The organism is Catenibacterium sp. GCM10023432 (assembly GCF_042651925.1).
In the GTDB taxonomy this organism is placed as follows: domain Bacteria; phylum Bacillota_I; class Bacilli_A; order Erysipelotrichales; family Coprobacillaceae; genus Catenibacterium; species Catenibacterium mitsuoka.
Genome location: NZ_JBHSEB010000017.1, coordinates 1 through 20,969, shown reverse-complemented (window position 1 = coordinate 20,969; position 20,969 = coordinate 1). Strand labels below are relative to the sequence as shown.

The following is a 20,969-nucleotide window of genomic DNA, read 5'->3' as shown; positions in this document are numbered from 1 at the left end:
TTTGTTTATCTAGTCTTAATAGCAGCAAAGAGCTTATCACCTAGTGTACGACGAGAATTAGGAATAACACGCTTTGCGAACTTCTCATCACGTACTTTCCTTTTCTCTTTTGCGGATAAATGATTGTAGTACTCTACATAGTCAGCATAATGATCACATACTTCATCAATATCTCCATATTCACGAAGCATGCCACCTTCAATCCACATAGCACTATCACAGAATTGACGTACCTGTCTTAAGTTATGTGAAATAAAGATTATGGTTTTACCTTGTTCTTTTAACTCAGTCATCTTATTCAGACACTTTTCCGCAAAACCTTTATCACCTACACTTAAAGCTTCATCGACAATCATAATATCTGGATCAAGACAAAGGTTAATTGAGAAACCAAGTCTTGATTTCATACCTGATGAATATTTCTTTACAGGCTGATAGAGGAAGTCACCAATTTCTGCGAAATTAATAACACCTTCTTTAATCGCTTCTATACGTTTTTTAGAGAGTCCTAATAAAGCACCCTTTAATTCAATATTCTCTAGCCCTGTCAACTGTGCGTTCAATCCTGTATTAATAGCAATAAGTGCCTGAGTTCCATTCACAATAATTTCCCCTTCATCAGGATCACAGATTCCAGCTAGAATAATTGACATAGTAGATTTACCAGAACCATTTGTCCCTAGAATACCTACAACCTGTCCTTTCTTTACCTGGAAGTTCAAATCCTTTAAAGCATAGAACTTGACATCACTTTTTTTCTCTTTAGATCTTAGTTCATATATTTTAGAAGCATGACGTGCTTCAATTGCAATATTTGAATCCATAATGCCTCCTAAATAAAGTCTACAAACTTAGATTTGAATTTATACATAATACAGCTGCCAAACACAAATAAGAAAGCTGTAATAGCCCAGAAACAGAAAGCAGAATATTTATAATACATAATTCCACGATGATAGAAGAAACAGTCACGATAGCCCTGAACAATATAATAAATAGGGTTAGTTAACATGATTCTCTGTAAAATAGATGGAAGGCTCTTCACATTCCATAGAATTGGAGTCATGTACAATAATAAACGCATAATAGCAAGCACTAGTTTTCTTGTATCACGTGCAAGCATATTAAGTACAGATGTTGTCATAGATAATGAAATCGAGAAGACAACACCACAGAAACAATAATAAATAAGACCTACCCAATGTAATGATGGATAATAGCCAGCAAAACAGAATAGGAGTGTCAATATACACATCAAGCAGAAGTGGTCAAATAACTTAGAAAGTACCACTGTAGCCGGAAGAACACTGACTGGGAATTTCATCTTAGTAATAATATTTATTTTAGAGAAGATAGCATTACACCCTGCTGTAATACATGGAGAAATAAAGAACCATACAACCATACCTCCAAGCATCCACCAGATATATTCAATACCATCTACTGACTTACGATTTAATACTAATCCAAATACAAACCAATATGTTAATACCTGAATAATTGGATTCGCAAAGTTCCAGAATAAACCTAACTTTGAGTCACGCATGTCAGCTAGTACTTCATATTTCGAAATAGAATAAATACGAAACAAGTTCTCGCTGTTTTCTTTGATCACATATTTTACAGCTTCTAACACGTTGGATCCTCCTTAATAATCTATCTTAATATTTATACAGCATTATACTTCAAAAAGCAATATTAGCCTTTTTCATTATACTTTATTTGCATAAAAAATACCATATTTAAAAAGGAGGGATCTACCCTCCTCAAATAATTATTTAATCGTCCAGCTTTCATCATGTGGATCAACTTTCCATGCTTTTAACTTTTCTAATGCTTCTTCTTTAATATAGTTGTGTTCAACAGCAACAGGAAGAAGTGCATCATAGCTAGATAAAGTCACGAAATGACAATCCTTATCAGCAAAGTTCTTAATAGAATCCTTTAAGCCATAAGTGAAGATAGCTACTAATCCTAATACTTCACATCCAGCTTCTCTTAATGCATCTACTACTTCTAATGAAGATCCACCAGTAGAAATTAAATCTTCTACTACTACAACCTTCATACCTTCTCTTACAACACCTTCAATACGATTCTGACGTCCATGAGACTTGTTTGAACCACGTACATATCCCATTGGTTTATTTAAGATATCAGCCACTAACGCAGCATGAGCGATACCTGCAGTTGAAGTACCCATTAATACTTCACAATCAGGATAGTTTTCCTGTACAAGTTCAGCTAAACCTTTTTCGATATCATTTCTTACTTCTGGGTAAGATAAAGTTAATCTATTATCGCAATAGATTGGTGATTTAATACCTGAAGCCCAAGTAAAAGGTTCATCAGGGCTTAAGAATACAGCCTTGATACTTAATAAATCTTTCGCAATTAATTCTTCTCTATTCATTATTATTCTCCTTGAAATTGATTAAATACTTCTTTATAAGCAGCAACTGGATCAGCTGCTTTAGTAATTGTACGACCTACTACGATATAGCTAGAAGTCATATCCTTAGCCATAGCTGGTGTAGTTACACGCTTCTGGTCATCTTTTGCATCGCTGGCAAGTCTGATACCTGGAGTGACTGTTAAGAAATCTTCTCCTACAGCATCATGAATACCTTTAGATTCTAATGGTGAACATACAACACCATCTAATCCTGCTTCTTTCGCATTCTTAGCCCATCTAATTGCAACATCCTGAATTGGTTCATGAATACCTAGTTCATCATCTAATACTTCCTGACTTAAAGAAGTAAGACATGTTACTGCGATACATAAAGGACGATCCTTGCCCTTTTCTTCTTCTAAACCTTCAATCGCTGCCTGCATCATAGCTTTAGAACCTGAAGCATGAACATTAACGATATCAACATCAAGACGTGCTAAGTTCTTCATAGCCATCTTTACTGTATGAGGAATATCATGCAATTTCAAGTCTAGGAAGATTGAATGTCCTCTTTCTTTGATAGCCTGAATGATTGCAGGTCCTTCTCCATAGAAGAGTTCCATACCTACTTTCACAAAGAGCGGTTCATCAAATTTATCTAGGAATTCAAGAACATCTGCTTTGTTTTTGAAATCGAGTGCAATAATTACTCTGCTTTTAGTCATAAACTACCCTCCATTTTTTTATTCTCTATGAAGTATACCATAAAACATATAAACCTGGGATACTTTTAAAAATAATAATCTAAAAACTTATCAGATGTTTTGGCGAATATATTGTAATAGACATACAAAAATGATATAAATTAAAAATGAAAGATTTTTATAAGGAGTGAATATTTTGAACAAATCTAAATCAATTGTCAAGCAGGCTTCTATTCTAGCACTCGCTGGTATACTTGTACGTATTATTGGCGTTCTTTATAGAAGTCCATTAACCGCTTTAATTGGTGATGAAGGGAATGGTTATTACTCTACTGCATATAATATTTATGCAATGGTACTGCTTATTTCTTCTTACAGTATTCCAACCGCAATCTCTAAATTAATTAGTGAGAAGCTCGCTCTTCATCAATATAATAATGCACGTAAAATTTTTAAATGTGCACTAATCTATATTACTGTCGTTGGTGGTTCTGCTGCAATACTTACATTTATCTTAGCCCCATGGATTGTGACAGAAAATGCGGTATTCGCATTAAGAATTCTTTGCCCTACCATTTTCCTATCCGGTTTAGTCGGAGTATTAAGAGGTTATTTCCAGGCATATTCAACAACTGTTTATACATCTGTTTCTCAGATTATTGAACAGTTATTAAATGCCTTTGTGTCTGTAGGTGCTGCTTATTTGTTTATTCAGCCATATGCAAATAATCATACATTACTTGCTAGCCGTGGTGCTGGAGGAAGTGCCTTAGGTACAGGCTTTGGTGTTCTTGTTGCCCTTATTTATATGATATGCGTTTATTTAAAAAAAGGCAGACACATGATTGATGAGACCGACGCGGATCCTCGTGTACAATCAGGACAGGCCATATTCCGTTCTATCCTTAATATTGTCACACCAATCATCATTTCTACATGTATCTATAACCTTGTTTCTACTATCGATATGTTTATCTTCTATGGTATTATGCAGGCACGTGGTGTTGCACTGATTGATGTTGTTAAACTTTATGGTGTTTATGCTGGTAAATATGTTGTCTTAATGAATGTCCCTGTTGCGCTTGCAAGTGCAATGAGTACAGCAACTATTCCTGCGATTTCTAGTTCTTATGCATTAAAAGATTTCAAGGAAGTGCGTGCCAACATCAAGAATAGTACTTTTATTACTATGCTTATTCTAATACCTGCAGCTGTAGGTATGGGTGTACTCGCTTATCCTGTTATGGGTCTGATTTTCCCACAGCCTAAGACATTGAAGATTGCCTCTACTGCACTTACTCTTGGTGCACCTGCGATTGTACTTTATGGTTTATCTACTTTATCTAACGGTATCTTGCAGGCGATTGGCGCAGTAAAAGTACCTTTAAGAAATGCTGCCAAAGCATTGGTTGTCCATGTAATCATCCTTATACTGATGCTTGTATTAGTGCCACCACAGTTCCTTAATGTTGGTATTTATCTACTTGTTATTGGAACTTCGCTTTATGCCTTACAGATGTGTGTCACTAACCAGTTCGCATTAAATAGACTTGTGGGCTATCATATCAATTTTAAGACTGCTGTTTTATTACCATTAGTTGCTTCACTATTTATGGGTGCATGTGCCTATGGTTCTTATTGTCTACTTTTCAAAGTATTCCATCGTGTCTTTATTCCACTTATCCTTGCAATTATGGTTGGTGTGGTTGTTTATTTCTTCAGTATTCTATTTATCTTCAAAGATCATTTAGAAATGTTGAATGGAATCCCTTATGTAGATAAGATTATTTGTAAACTATTCAAAAACAAAGCATAAAAAAATCCAGATTTGTCTGGATTTTCTTATACCTTCTTTTTATCGATTAAATCACATACATCCTTCATAGTATGAATAGACATTAATTCTTCATCAGAGAACTCAATTCCTAATTCTTCTTCTAAATCCATAATTAAGTCTACAACATCAAGAGAATCAATACCAAGGTCTCTTAAGTTAGAATCTAATGTTAGTTCCTTGCCTTTTAATTTACTGCTTAAAGCTTCTTTGATTTTATCAAAATAATTCATGTTGTTCACCTCACAACATCAATTATAATACAACAATCCCCAAAATTACAATATACTTGTCACATAATCAAAAAATGCATCAATAGCTGCTTCCTGACGTCGGTAGTAAGTAGCACGAGAATAACGTGTCTTCCACCAGTGCTTATGTTCATAGAAATAATCTTCTAGAATGATATGATAATACTCATCACCGATAATGGATTGTGACTTTTCTATAAAGATAATACGTTTGGTGAGTTCCTGTTTTAAGTATATTCTATTAAGTAAATAATCTTCTTTAGAGGAAGAAGATGTTTGATAATAGTCCTCATAGTTGATGGAAGGATAATAGTTTGCCTGGTTTAATGAGTTGAGTATATTCTTGTCCTTCTCATATTGTTTAAGCAATAATCTAATAATTCTTATTTTTTCTTTCTTTGTCATAAAAAACACCTCCTATAGGGTATATACCCCATAAGTGGTGTTTTTTCTCATTAAATAATAAAAGATAGTTTAATATCTTCAATATCTTCTTCAGACATACCGATATGATATAAATAAGCTTTCGCACTACCATAGTGTTCTCTTAGATAATCTAGGAAAATCATCATATAACGTGGTGAAGATGTAAGATAACTTTCTGTTTCTTCATCCATCATCTCTTTAAGTGCTTCAATAATTTCCTGATTGTTGGCGTAAGATTCACTGTAGTCCTTAACGATATCATGATCGTGACATCCTGCAAGTTCTAATAGTAATGCTGCAATAATACCTGTACGGTCTTTACCTGCACTACAATGGAATAAGACACCTTCATAGAGATGATCCTTAAATACATCAAAGACAGCTTTGATCTGTTTCTGATGTGCTTCTAACATATAAATATAAACACCACCAAGGTCTTTATATTCCTTGACTTCACTAGGCACTACCTTTACGACTGCATCATCCATCAAATTAATTTCAATATTTTCTACATCGCGATAATCTTTAAATGGTGATGGCTGGGCCTGTTTTTCAAAATCAGAACGTAAATCAATAGTGACACGTACACCATAATCATAAAGTTTTTCTAGATCTTCATCCGTTGCATTCGCTGGTGCTGAAGCACGAATATAATGATGGCTTTTTGTATAATAGCCTTCCTGTGTTTCATATCCACCTAGATCTCTTGTATTTGTCATCTTATCTAAAGCGATTAAACGCTCTTCACTTGTCATATATTGCATATTTTACTCCTCAAAAGGTCTTACTCTTAATGTAACACCTATTTCATCTGTAATTTTCTGACATGCCTCAATCTTTTCTTCTCCAATAATATCAACAACAGTTAATACAACATTTGGAACATAAGCCTTACACCTCTTTGCAAAATCAAGCATATCATCAAAAGAAGAGATACCAAACTTAGAACGTGTAAGTTCTAAAAATTCTTCCTTTGTAGGGGCATTTAACGAGATAGACACTGTATCAAAACGTCCTTTGTATTCTGGAGTGACATCTCTACCATAAATATCATTGGCTAAACCATTGGTATTAATGCGAATTTTCATATCTTTCTTAGTATCACGGATATAATCAATGACTTCTTTGATATCATCCCATCTTTCCATTGGTTCACCAAATCCACAGAAAACAATTTCTTTAAAATCATTGAGATCATACTTCTTGAATTCTTCAATAATCATTTCTTTAGAAGGCTCTTCCTTCAACCATAAAGAATTGTTCTCCATCATCTCTTTTGTCTGTCTTAAACAGAATGTGCAGGCGCATGGACAACGGTTAGTTGTATTAACATAGCATGTCACTCCTTTGGTAGAGTCTAAATGTGAAAGATCAATATAAGTATTTTTATAAAGTGTATATAAAATAGTCATCTTAAAAGTCTCCTAATTCACTTAAATACTGTTCAAAACATAAGCCATAATAAGTAGGTGTCCCTATTTCTTCACTATAAGCGATACATTGAGAAGAGAATTCAGTCGCCTTTTTTACACAATCATAGAAAGAATGATTATTCAAATAGCCTCCCGCAATAACGCTTGATACCACATCTCCAGTTCCGCTGCGATCTGGTCCGATGCGGTCTACTAGAATGCTTGAGGATTTTCCATGATCATAAATAAAATTCATGATATGCGCATCATCTACTGGTATTCCTGTCACGACAATCATCTGTGGACCTTTTAAAGAAAGTTCATGACACATCTGTCCTAATTCCTCTTCTGTCGGAATTACTTCTGGATAATCACGATCCAATAGTGTAACAAGTTCTGTTAAGTTTGGTGTCAATATATCTGCATAGTGAACAAGATCCTTCATGCTTTCAGCCATTTCTTTGCTGTAAGTAGCATAAAGATGTCCGTGATCCCCCATAACTGGATCTACTAATACAAATGTTTCTTTGCGCTTAAAGGATTTAATGAAATCAATAACGATTTCTACCTGTTCCTTTGAACCTAGAAAACCAGTCGCAATACCATCAAATTCTAGTTTCAAATCCTTATATGTCTGAATATAATCAGGCATATGTTTTGTATAGTCATCAAAATGATAAACAGGAAATTGCGTATGGGTAGATAATATAGCAGTAGGTACCGGTACAGCTTGTATACGCATAGTAGATATAATTGGTGCCATAACTGCAATAGAACATCTTCCAAAACCAGTTATGTCATTAATTAAAGCCATTCTTTTTTGTCTCATAGTCTTACCTCGTACAAGTATTTTATCATATCAACACTTTTTTTCAACAAAGAAGATATAATAGAGATGAGGTGAAAGAAATGGATTTAATGAAATAAGTTAATAAATCAAACATATGAGAATAATTGGCTGATAGAAGAGACATATCAACAGAGTGATTTCCATCAATGTCATTTCGCAAATTTCTCTTTTATCTAAAAAACAGGCAGAAACCCGCCACCTCAATATAGAATATAGGTGGGGGATGAATACCGTTAATACATCTGATAGAGAAATTTGGAGTAAGAAATAGTATAATACATATAAGAAACTTCTTTTCCTAAATCTACAGAAAGGAGATTATATATCTTACAGTCAAGCAGCAGGTAAAGCATCTGTCCAAGGAAGACTATCGTTCCATCAAGGAATTATGTCATATTGCAAAGAATATTACTAATCAAGCAATCTATAACATCAGACAGCATTACTTTGCCCAAGGCAAGTATCTCAAGTTTGAGTTGAACTATGCACTTCTGAAGTCTTCTGATAACTATAGAACGCTTAATTCCAATATGGCACAGCAGATACTCAAGGTTGTAGATGGCTCATTTAAATCATTCTTCGGTCTTCTTAAAAAGGGAAAGCATGCACTTAAGAACTGCAGACTTCCACGCTATCTTCCTAGTGATGGATATACTACACTTGTCATTGGATTTGTAAGACTTAAAGGGAATAAGCTCATACTTCCATATTCAAACAGCTTCAGAAAGACACATAAGGCTGTTGAGATTACTATCCCGCCTATACTGCTTGATAAGAAAGTGAAGGAAATACGTATCATACCAAAGGCAGATGCCAGGTTCTTTGAAATTCAGTATACCTATGAAGCTGAATGCATTCAAAGGAATCTCAATACAACAAATGCACTGGCATTAGATCTTGGTATCAATAATCTTGTCACTGGCCTGTCAAGTAAAGGTGAAACATTCATCATCGATGGAAGAAGACTGAAGTTCATTAACCAGCTGTTCAATAAGGAAAATGCAAGATTACAGTCCATCAAGGATAAGCAGCATTTTGGAAAGAAGACGACCAACAGACAGAAGGCATTAGCACGCAGGGTGATTGATTACTGTATCGATCATGATGTCGGAACTCTTGTTGTGGGCTATAATGAAACATTTCAGAAGGATTCCAACATAGGCAGAAGAAACAATAAGACTTTTATCAATATTCCATTTGGATTGCTGAGAGACAAGCTTGAATATCTCTGTGAACTGAATGGCATCACACTTGTAATGCAGGAGAAATCCTACACGTCAAAGGCGAGCTTCTGGGATAAGGATGTCATACCAGTCTATAAGAGTGATGATACTGAAGAATACCATTTCAGTGGAAAGAGAATACATCGTGGACAGTATAGAACAGCGAGTGGACAAGTTCTGAATGCAGATGTGAATGGTGCATTAAATATCATGCGTAAAAGTAGCGTTGTGGATGTAAACATCCTATACAGTAGAGGCGAAGTGGACACGCAATAAGAATAAGGATTGCCTAGCAATAGGTGGAGACTTAAATATCAATCTTCTTAAACGGATGCGTAAGCATCCTAGAAGCCTTGACTTCAAATACGGAGTATTAAGTCGAGGTAGTTCACGAGAAATAAGGAGACACTATTTAATCAATGTGATTTGAGTCAGGCTATATTTCAAGATATTACGATGAATAAGACAAAATATAAGGAATGCAGAATGATTCAAACATCGTTTCTTCATGCACCACTTAAAAACATTGATTTATCTACATGTCTTATTGAAGCAATTGAAGCAGCTCCACAGGATGTAAGTGGCGTAATCATTGCTGAAATGCAATCATCAGCTTTTATATACTTATTAAATATCAAAATAAAAGAGACGTAATTACACGCCTCCTTCAGTAAAATGCATATTCTCAAGATAATTTTTTCCTGCTGTCATATCATATTGGACAAGCTTGTATTCTTTATATAATTTCTTCTGTGATGATGTAAGATCTTTATATTTCACAAGTTCTCCTTCATCATTCATCATTGCTGCATCAGTGTCTTCTTCAGAGCCTGCTGCAGCTTTTGTTGTTATAACAGGCAACTCATCAAGCACCTTTTCTAATAACGTAGTATAAGGAGTTGTTTTCGTAGATGTCTGTTTTTGTACAAGTGCCATGAAATCTGTTGGTGAAACTAGCTTATATTGATCATAAGCTGTCATACCTAGATGTTCTCTGGCATATTTATTAGAATAGATGAAATAATCTGTCTGGTGAAGAACAGTATTATTTTTTGTATTCCAGTAAATACCAGGTAGATGGTCACCATAGAAGACAAATGTCACAGGCTTATTAATATTATCTAGTTTCTCAATAAAATTCTTGACTGCAACATCTGTATGATGAAGTCCCATAACATATTCTTCTACCATGGCTTTTACCTTACTATCATTCACCGCATTACCGCTTGCGGCATATTTTTCTTTACCATTGTAGTAATTGTTGTCATATGGCAGATGATTCTGCATAGTAACAAGGTTGATCAGTTTACTGCCCTTTGCATCAATGATTTCATCAATCGTATTTGCAAAAGCTGTTTCATCTGAAAGATAAGGACTGCGATCAATACTATATTGATGCTTGATTGGATACTCTGAACCAAGATACATGAATTTATCAAAGCCGAAATTATCATAAACTGTCTGACGACTATAATAAACACCAATATAAGGATGAATAGCCACAGCTTGATTAAATAAACGAGAAAAAGCATACGCATTATTTTGTCCAGTGACTAACTGTGTATAAGGTGTTAAAGCAGCGGAGAAGAACCCTTGGTTAAGACCAGTTAAAGCCATATATTCCATATTGGCTGTCCCACCCCCATAACCTGTGCTAAACATGAGTCCTGATGTTGTGGATTTCATCAGATTTCTAATATAAGGGATAGGATCTTGAGAAAGTGTTAATTCAGGAATACGATATGGATCTGCAAAGCTTTCAGCAAGTCCCATAATAACGATCTGATCATTCCAGTCATTGTCTCTTTTAGCATTAATTTTCTTTGATTCCTTCGCATATTTTTTATAAATCTTTTCCATCGTTTCTTTACTATAGTTTTCTGGTTCATCCATAATAGAAATATCAATATTATTAAGGAATTGGAGAATAGGGCCATTCACTTTAGCACCATAAAGCTGATTAAAGAAGTAAGGTTCATCTCCTAAATTACGCATTAATGCGTTGACATAAGAGCCATCATGATTCATAACGACTGTTCCACTAAAGAAGATGACAGTCACAAGTACCCAGATCACACTCTTTTTTAGAGACATATGGAATGCATATGGATGCTTCTTTTCTAAATAGACGATAAGAAAAATAACAAGGACAACAAGGACAATTGTTGCAATAATGACTGTTGTTCCCATCATTCCTAGTAGACTCTTCCAAGCCTTGATCATAGCGAGATCACCTGGAATAATTGGTTCATCACGGAAAATAATCTTTAAATGATTCGCAACTGTAATAACAATCTGGATAAAGCCAGTAATAAGTACAGAAAACCAATAATGTCTTGTAACAGCTAAAAGGAAGCGTGCGACTAGGAAAAGCACAAATGTATTCAATAAGACAAAGAATTGTCTTCTAAAGAAAATATAGAAAAAGATATTATAGGATTGTGATGAGCTTGGTTGAATCATATAGGTTGTATTCATACCGATGAATGAAGCATAAGAAAGAATATATGCAAAAATAAGCATAACAATATTTATTTTATGATTCGATAAAAATTGTTCAATATACTGAATTTCTTTCTTAATCCACTCTTCACTCATCTCAAAGTTTTCGAAGTGTTTATTGATAGCATGATTTAATGTTTTAATACGTGGAAGACGCATTAAACATGCTGTAAGTAGCAGTACAATTAAAATAATAAGGAATGCTTCAAAGCCACCTAATAGAAAGAGTTTCTTTGAAGAAGTGCCTACAAGCGTTTCATTCCATGACACAATATTTTCTAGTCGCCCTGCCCCAACAAAGACAAGAGATGCAATTGGAATATAACAAATTGAAGACCATCTATTTAAGAATGGTATATTTTTTAATAATCGGATAAGAAGGCAGGCAATCATCACTTCAAAGAAAGAAGTTGATGTCGTAAAGCGTAATGCGGTAGACATATCGCCATGTACAATATCAGAACATAATGGCATAATACTAACGCATAGCACATCCATTAATGCAACTATAATAAATGGAATAAACGAAAAATGATTGTCTTCGTGCGCTTCAATAACGCCTAGATAAAATAATATAAATGTGAATGGAACACTATATCCATCTCCAAAACTCAATAAATCGATACCACTGAGTGTAGGTAATGCCAGAAGTCCTAAGAGTAAATACTTTAAATATTTATGGTTAACCTTCTTCATAAATGGATAGCAGATCAAAGAAAGAATCACACCTGTGATTACAGGAGATACGTTTCTTATAACTGGAAAGAAGATAGAATAAAAGGCATTTGTATCTATTCCCTTTGTAAGCAAGAAACAGATAATCGTAGAAAATATACCAGCCACAACAGTATAAATCCATAATTTTAGTGCTTCTGAAAGACTGTTTTCCTTATTAGAATAAATATATCCTAAAGATATGATAACAAGATCGAGTCCTATTAATGTGGCTATGTGACAGATCTGTAAAGCACTCATTAAAAGACCGACATTATTTGTATTTAATACATTGGCATGGGATGTCCAAAAAAACTGATTAAGAAGCATCAGTAGTGTCCCTACTATTAAAGATAAGTGTGCTGTATGTGTCTTTTTCAAAATAGTTTTCTCCCTTTTACATTTAATGCAAATTATTATACCATTTTAGCATAAAAATAACATTAAACAATACAATAAAAATGCTAGAAAAAAGGGGGCTATTTAAAAAACATAAAAAATCCCAACAAATTCTTGTTGAGATCCATTTTATTAATATGCTCTTGCAAAATAAACGACATGTTTTGCTTTTTTACCACAGCATGGACATACGCCATCTGCTTCTTCATGTTCATCGATACAACGTGAAGTTGCCTGATAAAGTTCCTTGATCTTTAATTCGCATGCTTCTTCACCACACCAGTTCATCTTGACATAGCCACCCTTTTCATCTAATACTTTACCAACTTCATCTAAAGTATTTACACGAGTAATATGGCTATTTAAGAATGCTGCTGCCTTATCATACATTTCCTTATGGATTGTTTCTAATGTATCATGAATTGCCTGTGGAAGGTTTTCATCTAAGTCCATCTGCGTCTTGACACCATCATTACGTTTTACAACAACACAATGACCGTTTTCAATATCACGTGGTCCTACTTCAATACGTACTGGAATACCACGCATTTCTGCTTCAGAGAACTTCCATCCTGGTGATTTGTCACTTGCATCTACACTTACTCTCATACCTGCTGCTTTTAACTGTGCTGCGATTTCATCTGCTTTTTCAAGTACGCCAGCCTTCTTCTGCTGAATTGGGATAATAACTACCTGTGTTGGAGCAAGTCTAGGTGGTAAAACAAGACCATTATCATCACCATGAACCATGATGATTGCACCTAATAATCTTGTAGAAACACCCCATGATGTCTGATAAACATGTTTTAACTTGTTATCCTTGTCTAGGAATGTCATGTTGAATGCCTTCGCAAATCCCTGACCGAAGTAATGAGATGTACCAGACTGAAGAGCCTTACCATCATGCATTAATGCTTCAATAGTATAAGTTTCTTCAGCACCTGCAAATTTTTCTCTTTCAGTTTTACGTCCTGTTAACATTGGGATAGCAAGTAATTCTTTTGCAGTTTCTTCATAAATATCTCTCATCATTAATGTTTCAGAACGTGCTTCTTCTTCAGTAGCATGAATTGTATGACCTTCCTGCCATAAGAATTCAGAACCACGTAAAAATGGTCTAGTAGTCTTTTCCCATCTTACAACTGAACACCACTGGTTATATTTCTTTGGAAGATCACGATAAGAGTTTACAATCTTAGCATAATGTTCACAGAATAATGTTTCTGAAGTAGGTCTAACGATTAAGTGTTCTTCTAAATCATCTAAACCACCTTTAGTAACAACTGCACATTCTGGTGCAAATCCTTCTACATGGTCTTTCTCTTTATTTAATAAAGATTCAGGAATCAGCATTGGCATATAGACATTCTGATGTCCTGTTTCTTTAAATCTCTTGTCCATGTAACTCTGAATCTGTTCCCATAAAGCATAACCATATGGGCGATAAATAATAAATCCTTTAACACTAGAATAATCCATTAATTCTGCTTTACGACATACATCTGTATACCACTGAGCAAAATCAACGTCTCTTGGTGTAATTGCATCATTTTTAATATTATTTTTTGCCATAACTTTCTCCTCTCCTGTACGATAATATTATAACTATTTTTATGAAAATGAAAAGGATTAATCTAACGCACGCTGATAATAATGTGCTGCAATCATTGAAGCGGTGATATAAAGCTTTGAAAAACAAGGAGATGCAGATAATGCATGAATCAATGTTTCATAATAATCATTCATCTTATACTGCAGTGTATCATCAATAAATAAGATGTCCTGATGTGAAATCAAAGAAGATAGACTATATCCTAAAACAATTGTACATAAGCCAATCATTGAAGAATCCTGTACTAAAGACATTTGATGATCTTGATTAAGATATAGCTTGTCATCTTTGATCTCAAGTTCCAAACAACCATGCGTGATTTCTTTTAATAAGCGATTTGCCCTCACCATCATCTGCTTTATAAATGGTGCCATGTCTTCTTCAAGAGGGACTGTCTGTTTATGTAGTAATGTAAGAATTTTCTGATTATTGAGGCATTCCTTCTTCTTATTTTCAATAAAACAATCATCTACATAAATAATAAAAGAATATTTTTGAATGATGTCATTACAGAACATTTCAGCATTCTTGATTTTTTCTTCTAAAGTGAGATATTCTTCTTTTACTTCTTCAATAGCCAATAATATCTCATGATAGTCCTGTTTAAGTGCTGGAAGATGTTTTTCTAATTTATGAAGATACCCTATCTCATCTAGAAGTTTCTTATCTTTCTTATAATGAGATAAATAATCTGTATTCAGAACACTGAGTTCTCTAATAAACATCTCTTTAGAGATATCTTCTGTAATATGCAGTTCTTTTTTCTTTTGAATAATCTTTTCAATGAGCCTTTGATGACGCACCATATAAGTGGCTTTTTCTATGCGTTTCTTCTCTAGATCTTCTCTTGTTTTTTCTAATATAGCTTCTTTTTTAAAAAGAAGTTCTTGAGATACTTCTCTTCCTTCTATCAAACACGGTTTAGGATGATGAAGAGAGCCACATACAGGACAAGGTGTTCCTTCTTTTAAGTCCTTAGCAAGAATACCTGCAAGACTATTCATATAATGATGATACATACGCATATAATCATCGTTTTCACTACCATAAAGATATACAGCACGACTATAGGACTGTTCTAAATCAAATAGATGATCCTGTGAAAGTAAATACTCATCATAAAGTAATGAGAGCTCATTTAATCCTTCTCGACGTCTATCGATGGTCTGCTGCTGTTTCTTTCTAATAGCGGCTTTCTTTTCCATATCATTTAGTTCAGTGACAAGTTCTATTTCACGCAGAACCTTCTTTTTCTTATCTTCTAAGGATTTTTCTAGTTGATCTAAATGATTGGAATAGAGAGATAGATAAGGTTTATTCTTAGTAATATAAGCACATGTACTCTTATAATCTTCATAACTATTTAAAAAAGCCATTGTGTCATTAATCTGTTCCTCTATCATTTTTGTATCACTCGTCATAACAGGTTTTGTAGATACAAAGGAACACATAAGTTCCTCTGTAGGTGATTGAATCCAAGTTTCTATAAAAGAAGAAGGCATAATAAATTGATGTAGGAACTGATTATAATTCATATTTAAAATATTGTGGATATGGTGCTGGGCTTCTTCATCTTCTAGACCATCACATTGAAGAATACATTTTCTATTCCTATACATACGTTCAATGGTATGTATGGTACTGTTTAGTTCAAATGTAAGATAAACTCTCTTAATAATAATTTCTGTCAAACCAAAAAAAGCGAATGTGAGACCATTGACGACTGTATTATGATTTTCAATATAATTTAAATGATTCTTTAATGAAGTGAAGTCAGTCACAACATTCTTATCAAATGTTTCAATTATGAGATGTAATAGGTTCATAATGTCCTCCTATTACCATTATAGAAATAATAGACCGGATAATCAAAGGAAATAAAGAAGGCCACTATAAAAGTCAAAAAAAGTGCTCTTAATGAGCACTTTGATTAATAGTGGTCAACCGGAATTGAACCGATGCCTCGTCTATCAGCACGTTCTGCCAGTCTAAACTATCTTCCACTGATAAAAATGTAGCAAAGTTTTATTATAACTTCAATTTAATAATGATCTTTTTAATGCGACTCTGACAAAAAAAGGAATAGCAAAAAGCTATTCCTTAGTGAGAAAATCCCATTTTTCTACTTCTTTTGTTTTACTTACAACAAGGAAATGATCTCCTGGCTGAATAATATAATCAGCACTAAAGTCCATTGTCATCTTAGGTGAACCTTGAGGTTTAATACCTACAACGTTCATACCATAAACTCGACGGATATTAACATTAGAAAGTGATTTACCTTCCCAATCCTTAAGTGTTCTAATCTCTACAATAGAATATTCTTCATCAAGTTCTACTAAATCAACAATAGAACGTCTTAATAAATGTTTAGCAAGCTTATAAGCCATTTCTTTTTCTGTATTAATAACACGATCAGCCCCTACTTTTTCTAAGATGATCTTCTTACGTTTTGTACGTGCTTTCGCAATAACATAAGGGACATTTAATTCCTTTAATAATAGTGTACATGATACCGCTTCTTCAAAGTGTTTAGAAATAGCTACAACTGCAACATCAAATGTATTGATATCAAGTTCTAATAATTGTTCACGATCAGTGACATCTGCAACAATTGCTTTAGTGACATTGTCTTTAATTCTACTAACACATACTGGGTCAATATCAACCGCAAGAACTTCTACTCCAAAGTCTTCTAATGTTTCAGCAAGTGTACTGCCAAAGATCCCTAATCCTAAAATAGCTACCTGTTTTGGTTTATTACTCATAATTACTCCTCCTAGCCAACAAGTACATCCTCATCTGGATATTTAAATTCTTTTGTATTTTTATCATGTGAACGTTTAGTAAATAAAATCATTAATGAAATTGGACCAATACGTCCAGCATACATCAAGATAATATCTACGCATTTACCAACTATACTTAATGCAGGTGTAACAGATGCACTCAGTCCTACTGTACCAAATGCTGAGAATACTTCCATTAGGATATTTAAGTAATCCTGTTTAGGTTCTGTTATAAGCATAATAGAAGATGAAATAATACAAAGCATTAGTCCAAGGAAAAAGATAGAAAAAGCTCTTACGAGTGTTCTTTTCTTGATACGACGCTGGAATACTGTTGTTTCTTCAATACCTCGATAAGTTGTTCTCATTAATAGTAATACTAGTGCAAAAGTAACTGTTTTAATACCTCCGGCAGTAGATGCAGGAGACCCACCGATAAACATAAAAGAACACATTAATATTTTTGTGATTCTATTAAGTGAATACATATCAACAGTAGAGAATCCAGCTGTACGAGTTGTCACTGATTGGAAGAATGATACAACAAGTTTATCCTGAAAATTCATTTTTCCAATAGTTAATGGATTGTTAAATTCCATCACAAAAAATAATACAGTTCCTACTACAATTAAAGACACAGTCATCACTAACACAATTTTAGTATGTAACGCAAAACTGCCAAAAAGATGATGCCATGAAAAGCTTGATGATCTTCTTTTTTCTTTAATATATTTATCATGAATATCTAATACCACAATAAAACCTAGCCCACCCATGATAATTTCAAATGGAACAATGAAATTAATAATAGGACTAGTGTTATAGGCAACAAATGATGTTGAACCACATAAATCAAATCCGGCATTACAAAATGCACTAATGGAATGCCATATACCATAATATAAGCCTTTAAGAGCACCTAAACGAGGCATAAAAAACATTGACAAGAAGATTGCTCCAATCGTTTCTATTGAAACAGTATAAATAAAAATAGTTTTCAAGAGTCTTGGAAGCATACTTAAAGAATTCTGATTGAGTGCTTCAGTAAAGACAAGTTTTTTACTTAATGTAATTCTTTGTCTTGCAAGAAACAAGAAAAGATATAAGAAAGTTAAGAATCCAAGACCACCAATTTGGACAAGTATGATAAGAACAATCTGTCCAAATAAATTATATTGATCTACAACAGTTAAGGGTGAAAGCCCTGTTACGCATACAGCCGAAGTTGAAATAAATAAATTATCTAGAAAACTAGCTGCATGATGTTTATTTGCGAATGGTAAAGAAAGTACTATAGCACCAAATATAATAACTGCAAGGAAAGAAAGAGATACTTTCTTTGGTGCAGAAAGGTGACCAGAATGCTTTCTTTTACCTAAAACAATATCTTTCATAAATATTTCTCCTATAATCGCATCTATTCTAACACCAAGATGTGACAATTCCAATACTAGTCTCTCTTAGAAACATAATATTGTGTAATTTCTTTTTTAGAACACTCATAACCAATAACTAAAATAGCACCTGCAAGATCTAGTGCAAGATCCTTCATAGAATCAGCGAGTGCTTCATGTCCTTCTAATGGTTCATCATCACTTGATACAATTGTTGCACGTGTTGTTGCCATATATTGCTGGTTATTGGTATGGAAGATATCATCAACTGTATATTCACATAATTCCCATATAGCCCCTACAGCAAGTGAGAAAGCAACAACAAATATATATAATAATGCACGGTGCATAAATAGATATTTAGTACGCATGACTAACATCTGTAGCAACCATAAAGCGATAAATGAAAGAATGATTCCTGAAGTGAAATGAAGTAATGAATCCCACCAGGCTATTTTTCCATAGAAGTTTAAACCATCACCAAGTACTAATCCTAAAAAAGCAAAAGCTGTAACACTGATATGTACTTCAACTGGTACTTCAAAGTTTGCAAACTTCTTCAAGAGTCTTGGTGAGATCAAAACGATACTCATCGCAATATATTGTAATAGTGAAAAGAACAATCGCACGCGCATCTTTTCTTTTTTTACATAGAATAAAGCAACCATTGTGGCAATTGCAAGAATAAGAACAATAAAAGATAAGATTCTTTTAAAAACTCTAACACGGCGTCTTGTTTTTTCACTGTATTCAAATTCATTGTTATTCATGAAATTTCCTCCTCGTTCATGTATTATAGCACATTTCTCCTATAATAAACCTTAATTTAATGTAAAGCAAAAAAAACTCCCAGGCGCGAGCCTAAGAGTTTAAGTGAAAATCAATGTTATGCTTTTCCTTCAAGAATAGGTTTTACAGTAGTATCAATGATTTCCTGTAAAGTATTACAAGATTTGTCAAATTTTTCCTGATCAGATTCAGTTAAAGGTAATGTTAAGATTTCACGGATACCTGCTCTGTTGATGATTGCTGGAACACCGATATATAAACCTTCATGACCATACTGACCTTCAAGGTAGCATGATAATGGAAGAACTGTATTTTCGTTGTTTAAGATTGCATCTACTAATCTTGCAAGAGACATACCGATACCATAGTAAGTAGCTCTCTTCTTGTTGATGATTTCATAAGCTGCATCTCTAACCTGTTCGTAGATTCTCTGTAACTGATCAAATGGTACTTTTCTTTCTTCTACTACCTCAAGAAGTGATTTACATCCGATATATGCGTTTGTCCAAGATACGAATGAGCTATCACCATGTTCACCCATGATATAACCGTGAACTGAAGCTGGGTTTACTTCGAAGAAGTTACCAATTTCATATCTTAATCTTGCTGTATCAAGCATAGTTCCTGAACCAAGAACCTGGTATGGATGAAGACCAGTAGCCTTCTGCATTACGTAAGTCATAATATCACATGGGTTAGATGCTACTACGATAACACCATTGAATCCTGATTCTTTAATAGACTTACCAACTGAAGCCATGATCTTTGTGTTAATTGCAACTAATTCAAGTCTTGTCTGACCTGGTTTCTGAGCAGCACCAGCAGTTACAACGATAACGTTTGCATCTGCACAGTCAGAATAATCACCTGCATAAACCTTTAATTTACCGTTTGCATATGGTAAACCATGAACTAAGTCCATTGCTTCCCCTTCTGCCTTTTCAGTATTAACGTCTACTAATACTAATTCGTCAATACCCTTGTGGTTCATTAAAGTATAAGCCATACTCATACCTACAAACCCTGTACCAACTAGAACAACCTTACGGTTACCCTGAGCAGGCATGTCATTTAAATAATCTGTCATTGCCATAATTTATTTCACTCTCCTATATTTAGAAGTATAGTATAATCATTTCCCAAATACAATAAAATATTTGTGTTTTAAATAAAAAAATTTTTTAAAATTTGGTTGATAAATTCGCACTTTTTCGATGTATACGTTTTCAATATTTCAAAGAATGTAAGTGTAAGTGAATTCATCACAATGAATTTATTCTTTTTAGTTGTGATGGTTAAAATTGACTTTCGGTCAACTGCTAGTATAATTATTGATGGAGGTATTTAAATGAATGCTCTGACTGATATTAAATCTAAAATAGAGAAAAATAAAGAAGAAAAAAGGGAACGTCTTCTAGCAAGTGCAACTGCGCTATTTGCTGAAAGGAATTTTAATAATACATCTATTTCTGATATCGTAAATAAAGCAAAAGTCGCAAAAGGTACTTTTTATTTATATTTCAAAGATAAATATGATATTAGGAATCAGATAGTTCAGGAAATCCCCGTCTTTAGAAGTTATCACTATGTTTTTTAGAACCTAAATAAATGCCCTTTTGAAATTAAGCTGATTATTTCGGCTTTTTTTACGCTTTATATTTTCTCGAATTATTTT

General features: G+C 33.8%; 20 protein-coding genes. 4 read left to right on the top strand and 16 right to left on the bottom strand.

The genetic code is table 11. The annotated features are described in order from the left end of the window. Positions 1-5 precede the first annotated feature (5 nt). From ACFOZZ_RS03500 to pyrF, 4 genes are all read right to left on the bottom strand, one after another. The gene (locus ACFOZZ_RS03500; protein WP_006505261.1) at positions 6-824 is read right to left on the bottom strand and encodes an ABC transporter ATP-binding protein; all 819 of its coding nucleotides are present in this window, start codon (positions 822-824) and stop codon (positions 6-8) included. A gap of 8 nt (positions 825-832) precedes the next feature. Beyond that, positions 833-1,636, bottom strand: a complete 804-nt coding sequence (locus ACFOZZ_RS03495; RefSeq protein WP_006505260.1) for an ABC transporter permease — start codon at positions 1,634-1,636, stop codon at positions 833-835. Between the two features lie 138 nt (positions 1,637-1,774). Next, the gene (gene pyrE, locus ACFOZZ_RS03490) at positions 1,775-2,413 is read right to left on the bottom strand and encodes an orotate phosphoribosyltransferase (RefSeq protein ID WP_055288854.1); all 639 of its coding nucleotides are present in this window, start codon (positions 2,411-2,413) and stop codon (positions 1,775-1,777) included. A gap of 2 nt (positions 2,414-2,415) precedes the next feature. Continuing rightward, positions 2,416-3,120, bottom strand: a complete 705-nt coding sequence (gene pyrF, locus ACFOZZ_RS03485) for an orotidine-5'-phosphate decarboxylase (RefSeq protein WP_055234752.1) — start codon at positions 3,118-3,120, stop codon at positions 2,416-2,418. A gap of 166 nt (positions 3,121-3,286) precedes the next feature. On the opposite strand from pyrF, the gene ACFOZZ_RS03480 reads away from it, so the two are divergent. After that, complete coding sequence (locus tag ACFOZZ_RS03480) at positions 3,287-4,915, top strand: putative polysaccharide biosynthesis protein (protein WP_376814709.1); 1,629 nt, start codon at positions 3,287-3,289, stop codon at positions 4,913-4,915. A 26-nt stretch (positions 4,916-4,941) separates the two neighbouring features. Here ACFOZZ_RS03480 and ACFOZZ_RS03475 read toward each other — a convergent pair whose 3' ends face one another. The 5 genes from ACFOZZ_RS03475 to ACFOZZ_RS03455 are packed head-to-tail and all read right to left on the bottom strand — an operon-like array spanning position 4,942 to position 7,851. Next, positions 4,942-5,166 (bottom strand): acyl carrier protein, encoded by a 225-nt coding sequence (locus tag ACFOZZ_RS03475; RefSeq protein WP_278778732.1) that lies wholly within the window; start codon positions 5,164-5,166, stop codon positions 4,942-4,944. Between the two features lie 45 nt (positions 5,167-5,211). Further along, positions 5,212-5,589 carry an MG284/MPN403 family protein gene (locus ACFOZZ_RS03470; protein ID WP_055233736.1) on the bottom strand — a complete coding sequence of 126 codons (378 nt, stop codon included), beginning with the start codon at positions 5,587-5,589 and terminating at the stop codon, positions 5,212-5,214. A 50-nt stretch (positions 5,590-5,639) separates the two neighbouring features. Beyond that, complete coding sequence (locus ACFOZZ_RS03465; RefSeq protein WP_278778734.1) at positions 5,640-6,374, bottom strand: tyrosine-protein phosphatase; 735 nt, start codon at positions 6,372-6,374, stop codon at positions 5,640-5,642. Between the two features lie 3 nt (positions 6,375-6,377). Further along, positions 6,378-7,022 (bottom strand): TatD family nuclease-associated radical SAM protein, encoded by a 645-nt coding sequence (locus tag ACFOZZ_RS03460; RefSeq protein ID WP_278778736.1) that lies wholly within the window; start codon positions 7,020-7,022, stop codon positions 6,378-6,380. A gap of 1 nt (position 7,023) precedes the next feature. Continuing rightward, positions 7,024-7,851 (bottom strand): pyridoxamine kinase, encoded by an 828-nt coding sequence (locus ACFOZZ_RS03455; RefSeq protein ID WP_055288851.1) that lies wholly within the window; start codon positions 7,849-7,851, stop codon positions 7,024-7,026. A 323-nt stretch (positions 7,852-8,174) separates the two neighbouring features. Here ACFOZZ_RS03455 and ACFOZZ_RS03450 point away from each other — a divergent pair, with 323 nt between their 5' ends. Then, complete coding sequence (locus tag ACFOZZ_RS03450) at positions 8,175-9,371, top strand: RNA-guided endonuclease InsQ/TnpB family protein (RefSeq protein WP_376814711.1); 1,197 nt, start codon at positions 8,175-8,177, stop codon at positions 9,369-9,371. A gap of 180 nt (positions 9,372-9,551) precedes the next feature. Continuing rightward, positions 9,552-9,749, top strand: a complete 198-nt coding sequence (locus ACFOZZ_RS03445) for a hypothetical protein (RefSeq protein WP_417281977.1) — start codon at positions 9,552-9,554, stop codon at positions 9,747-9,749. Here the strand turns inward: ACFOZZ_RS03445 and ACFOZZ_RS03440 are convergent, their stop codons facing one another. The 7 genes from ACFOZZ_RS03440 to ACFOZZ_RS03410 all read right to left on the bottom strand — a co-directional run bounded on the left by ACFOZZ_RS03440 (position 9,750) and on the right by ACFOZZ_RS03410 (position 20,387). Continuing rightward, a complete protein-coding gene (locus ACFOZZ_RS03440; RefSeq protein ID WP_376814708.1) occupies positions 9,750-12,692 on the bottom strand; it encodes an LTA synthase family protein in 2,943 nt (980 codons plus the stop codon). A 150-nt stretch (positions 12,693-12,842) separates the two neighbouring features. Continuing rightward, a complete protein-coding gene (gene proS, locus ACFOZZ_RS03435) occupies positions 12,843-14,282 on the bottom strand; it encodes a proline--tRNA ligase (RefSeq protein ID WP_055234451.1) in 1,440 nt (479 codons plus the stop codon). 57 nt (positions 14,283-14,339) lie between these two features. Beyond that, a complete protein-coding gene (locus ACFOZZ_RS03430) occupies positions 14,340-16,148 on the bottom strand; it encodes a hypothetical protein (RefSeq protein ID WP_376814707.1) in 1,809 nt (602 codons plus the stop codon). Between the two features lie 267 nt (positions 16,149-16,415). Further along, positions 16,416-17,090, bottom strand: coding sequence for a potassium channel family protein (locus ACFOZZ_RS03425; RefSeq protein WP_055234455.1), 675 nt, complete (start codon positions 17,088-17,090; stop codon positions 16,416-16,418). An 11-nt stretch (positions 17,091-17,101) separates the two neighbouring features. Then, positions 17,102-18,505, bottom strand: coding sequence for a TrkH family potassium uptake protein (locus ACFOZZ_RS03420; RefSeq protein ID WP_278860759.1), 1,404 nt, complete (start codon positions 18,503-18,505; stop codon positions 17,102-17,104). Positions 18,506-18,561: 56 nt separating this feature from the next. Beyond that, complete coding sequence (locus tag ACFOZZ_RS03415) at positions 18,562-19,275, bottom strand: hypothetical protein (protein ID WP_376814706.1); 714 nt, start codon at positions 19,273-19,275, stop codon at positions 18,562-18,564. 116 nt (positions 19,276-19,391) lie between these two features. Continuing rightward, positions 19,392-20,387, bottom strand: a complete 996-nt coding sequence (locus ACFOZZ_RS03410) for an L-lactate dehydrogenase (RefSeq protein ID WP_100054616.1) — start codon at positions 20,385-20,387, stop codon at positions 19,392-19,394. A gap of 255 nt (positions 20,388-20,642) precedes the next feature. Between ACFOZZ_RS03410 and ACFOZZ_RS03405 the strand changes: the two genes are divergently transcribed. Then, on the top strand, positions 20,643-20,891 hold the full coding sequence (locus tag ACFOZZ_RS03405; RefSeq protein WP_376814705.1) for a TetR/AcrR family transcriptional regulator: 249 nt from the start codon (positions 20,643-20,645) through the stop codon (positions 20,889-20,891). Positions 20,892-20,969 lie beyond the last annotated feature (78 nt).

Excerpts from the sequence above, each read along its gene's own strand:
- ACFOZZ_RS03410 (WP_100054616.1), bottom strand. The coding sequence starts at position 20,387 with ATGGCAATGACAGATTATTTAAATGACATGCCTGCTCAGGGTAACCGT.
- ACFOZZ_RS03405 (WP_376814705.1), top strand. The coding sequence starts at position 20,643 with ATGAATGCTCTGACTGATATTAAATCTAAAATAGAGAAAAATAAAGAA.
- ACFOZZ_RS03470 (WP_055233736.1), bottom strand. The coding sequence starts at position 5,589 with ATGACAAAGAAAGAAAAAATAAGAATTATTAGATTATTGCTTAAACAA.
- pyrF (WP_055234752.1), bottom strand. The coding sequence starts at position 3,120 with ATGACTAAAAGCAGAGTAATTATTGCACTCGATTTCAAAAACAAAGCA.
- ACFOZZ_RS03460 (WP_278778736.1), bottom strand. The coding sequence starts at position 7,022 with ATGACTATTTTATATACACTTTATAAAAATACTTATATTGATCTTTCA.
- pyrE (WP_055288854.1), bottom strand. The coding sequence starts at position 2,413 with ATGAATAGAGAAGAATTAATTGCGAAAGATTTATTAAGTATCAAGGCT.
- ACFOZZ_RS03445 (WP_417281977.1), top strand. The coding sequence starts at position 9,552 with ATGAATAAGACAAAATATAAGGAATGCAGAATGATTCAAACATCGTTT.
- ACFOZZ_RS03415 (WP_376814706.1), bottom strand. The coding sequence starts at position 19,275 with ATGAATAACAATGAATTTGAATACAGTGAAAAAACAAGACGCCGTGTT.
- ACFOZZ_RS03475 (WP_278778732.1), bottom strand. The coding sequence starts at position 5,166 with ATGAATTATTTTGATAAAATCAAAGAAGCTTTAAGCAGTAAATTAAAA.
- ACFOZZ_RS03455 (WP_055288851.1), bottom strand. The coding sequence starts at position 7,851 with ATGAGACAAAAAAGAATGGCTTTAATTAATGACATAACTGGTTTTGGA.
- ACFOZZ_RS03425 (WP_055234455.1), bottom strand. The coding sequence starts at position 17,090 with ATGAGTAATAAACCAAAACAGGTAGCTATTTTAGGATTAGGGATCTTT.
- proS (WP_055234451.1), bottom strand. The coding sequence starts at position 14,282 with ATGGCAAAAAATAATATTAAAAATGATGCAATTACACCAAGAGACGTT.
- ACFOZZ_RS03430 (WP_376814707.1), bottom strand. The coding sequence starts at position 16,148 with ATGAACCTATTACATCTCATAATTGAAACATTTGATAAGAATGTTGTG.
- ACFOZZ_RS03420 (WP_278860759.1), bottom strand. The coding sequence starts at position 18,505 with ATGAAAGATATTGTTTTAGGTAAAAGAAAGCATTCTGGTCACCTTTCT.
- ACFOZZ_RS03500 (WP_006505261.1), bottom strand. The coding sequence starts at position 824 with ATGGATTCAAATATTGCAATTGAAGCACGTCATGCTTCTAAAATATAT.
- ACFOZZ_RS03465 (WP_278778734.1), bottom strand. The coding sequence starts at position 6,374 with ATGCAATATATGACAAGTGAAGAGCGTTTAATCGCTTTAGATAAGATG.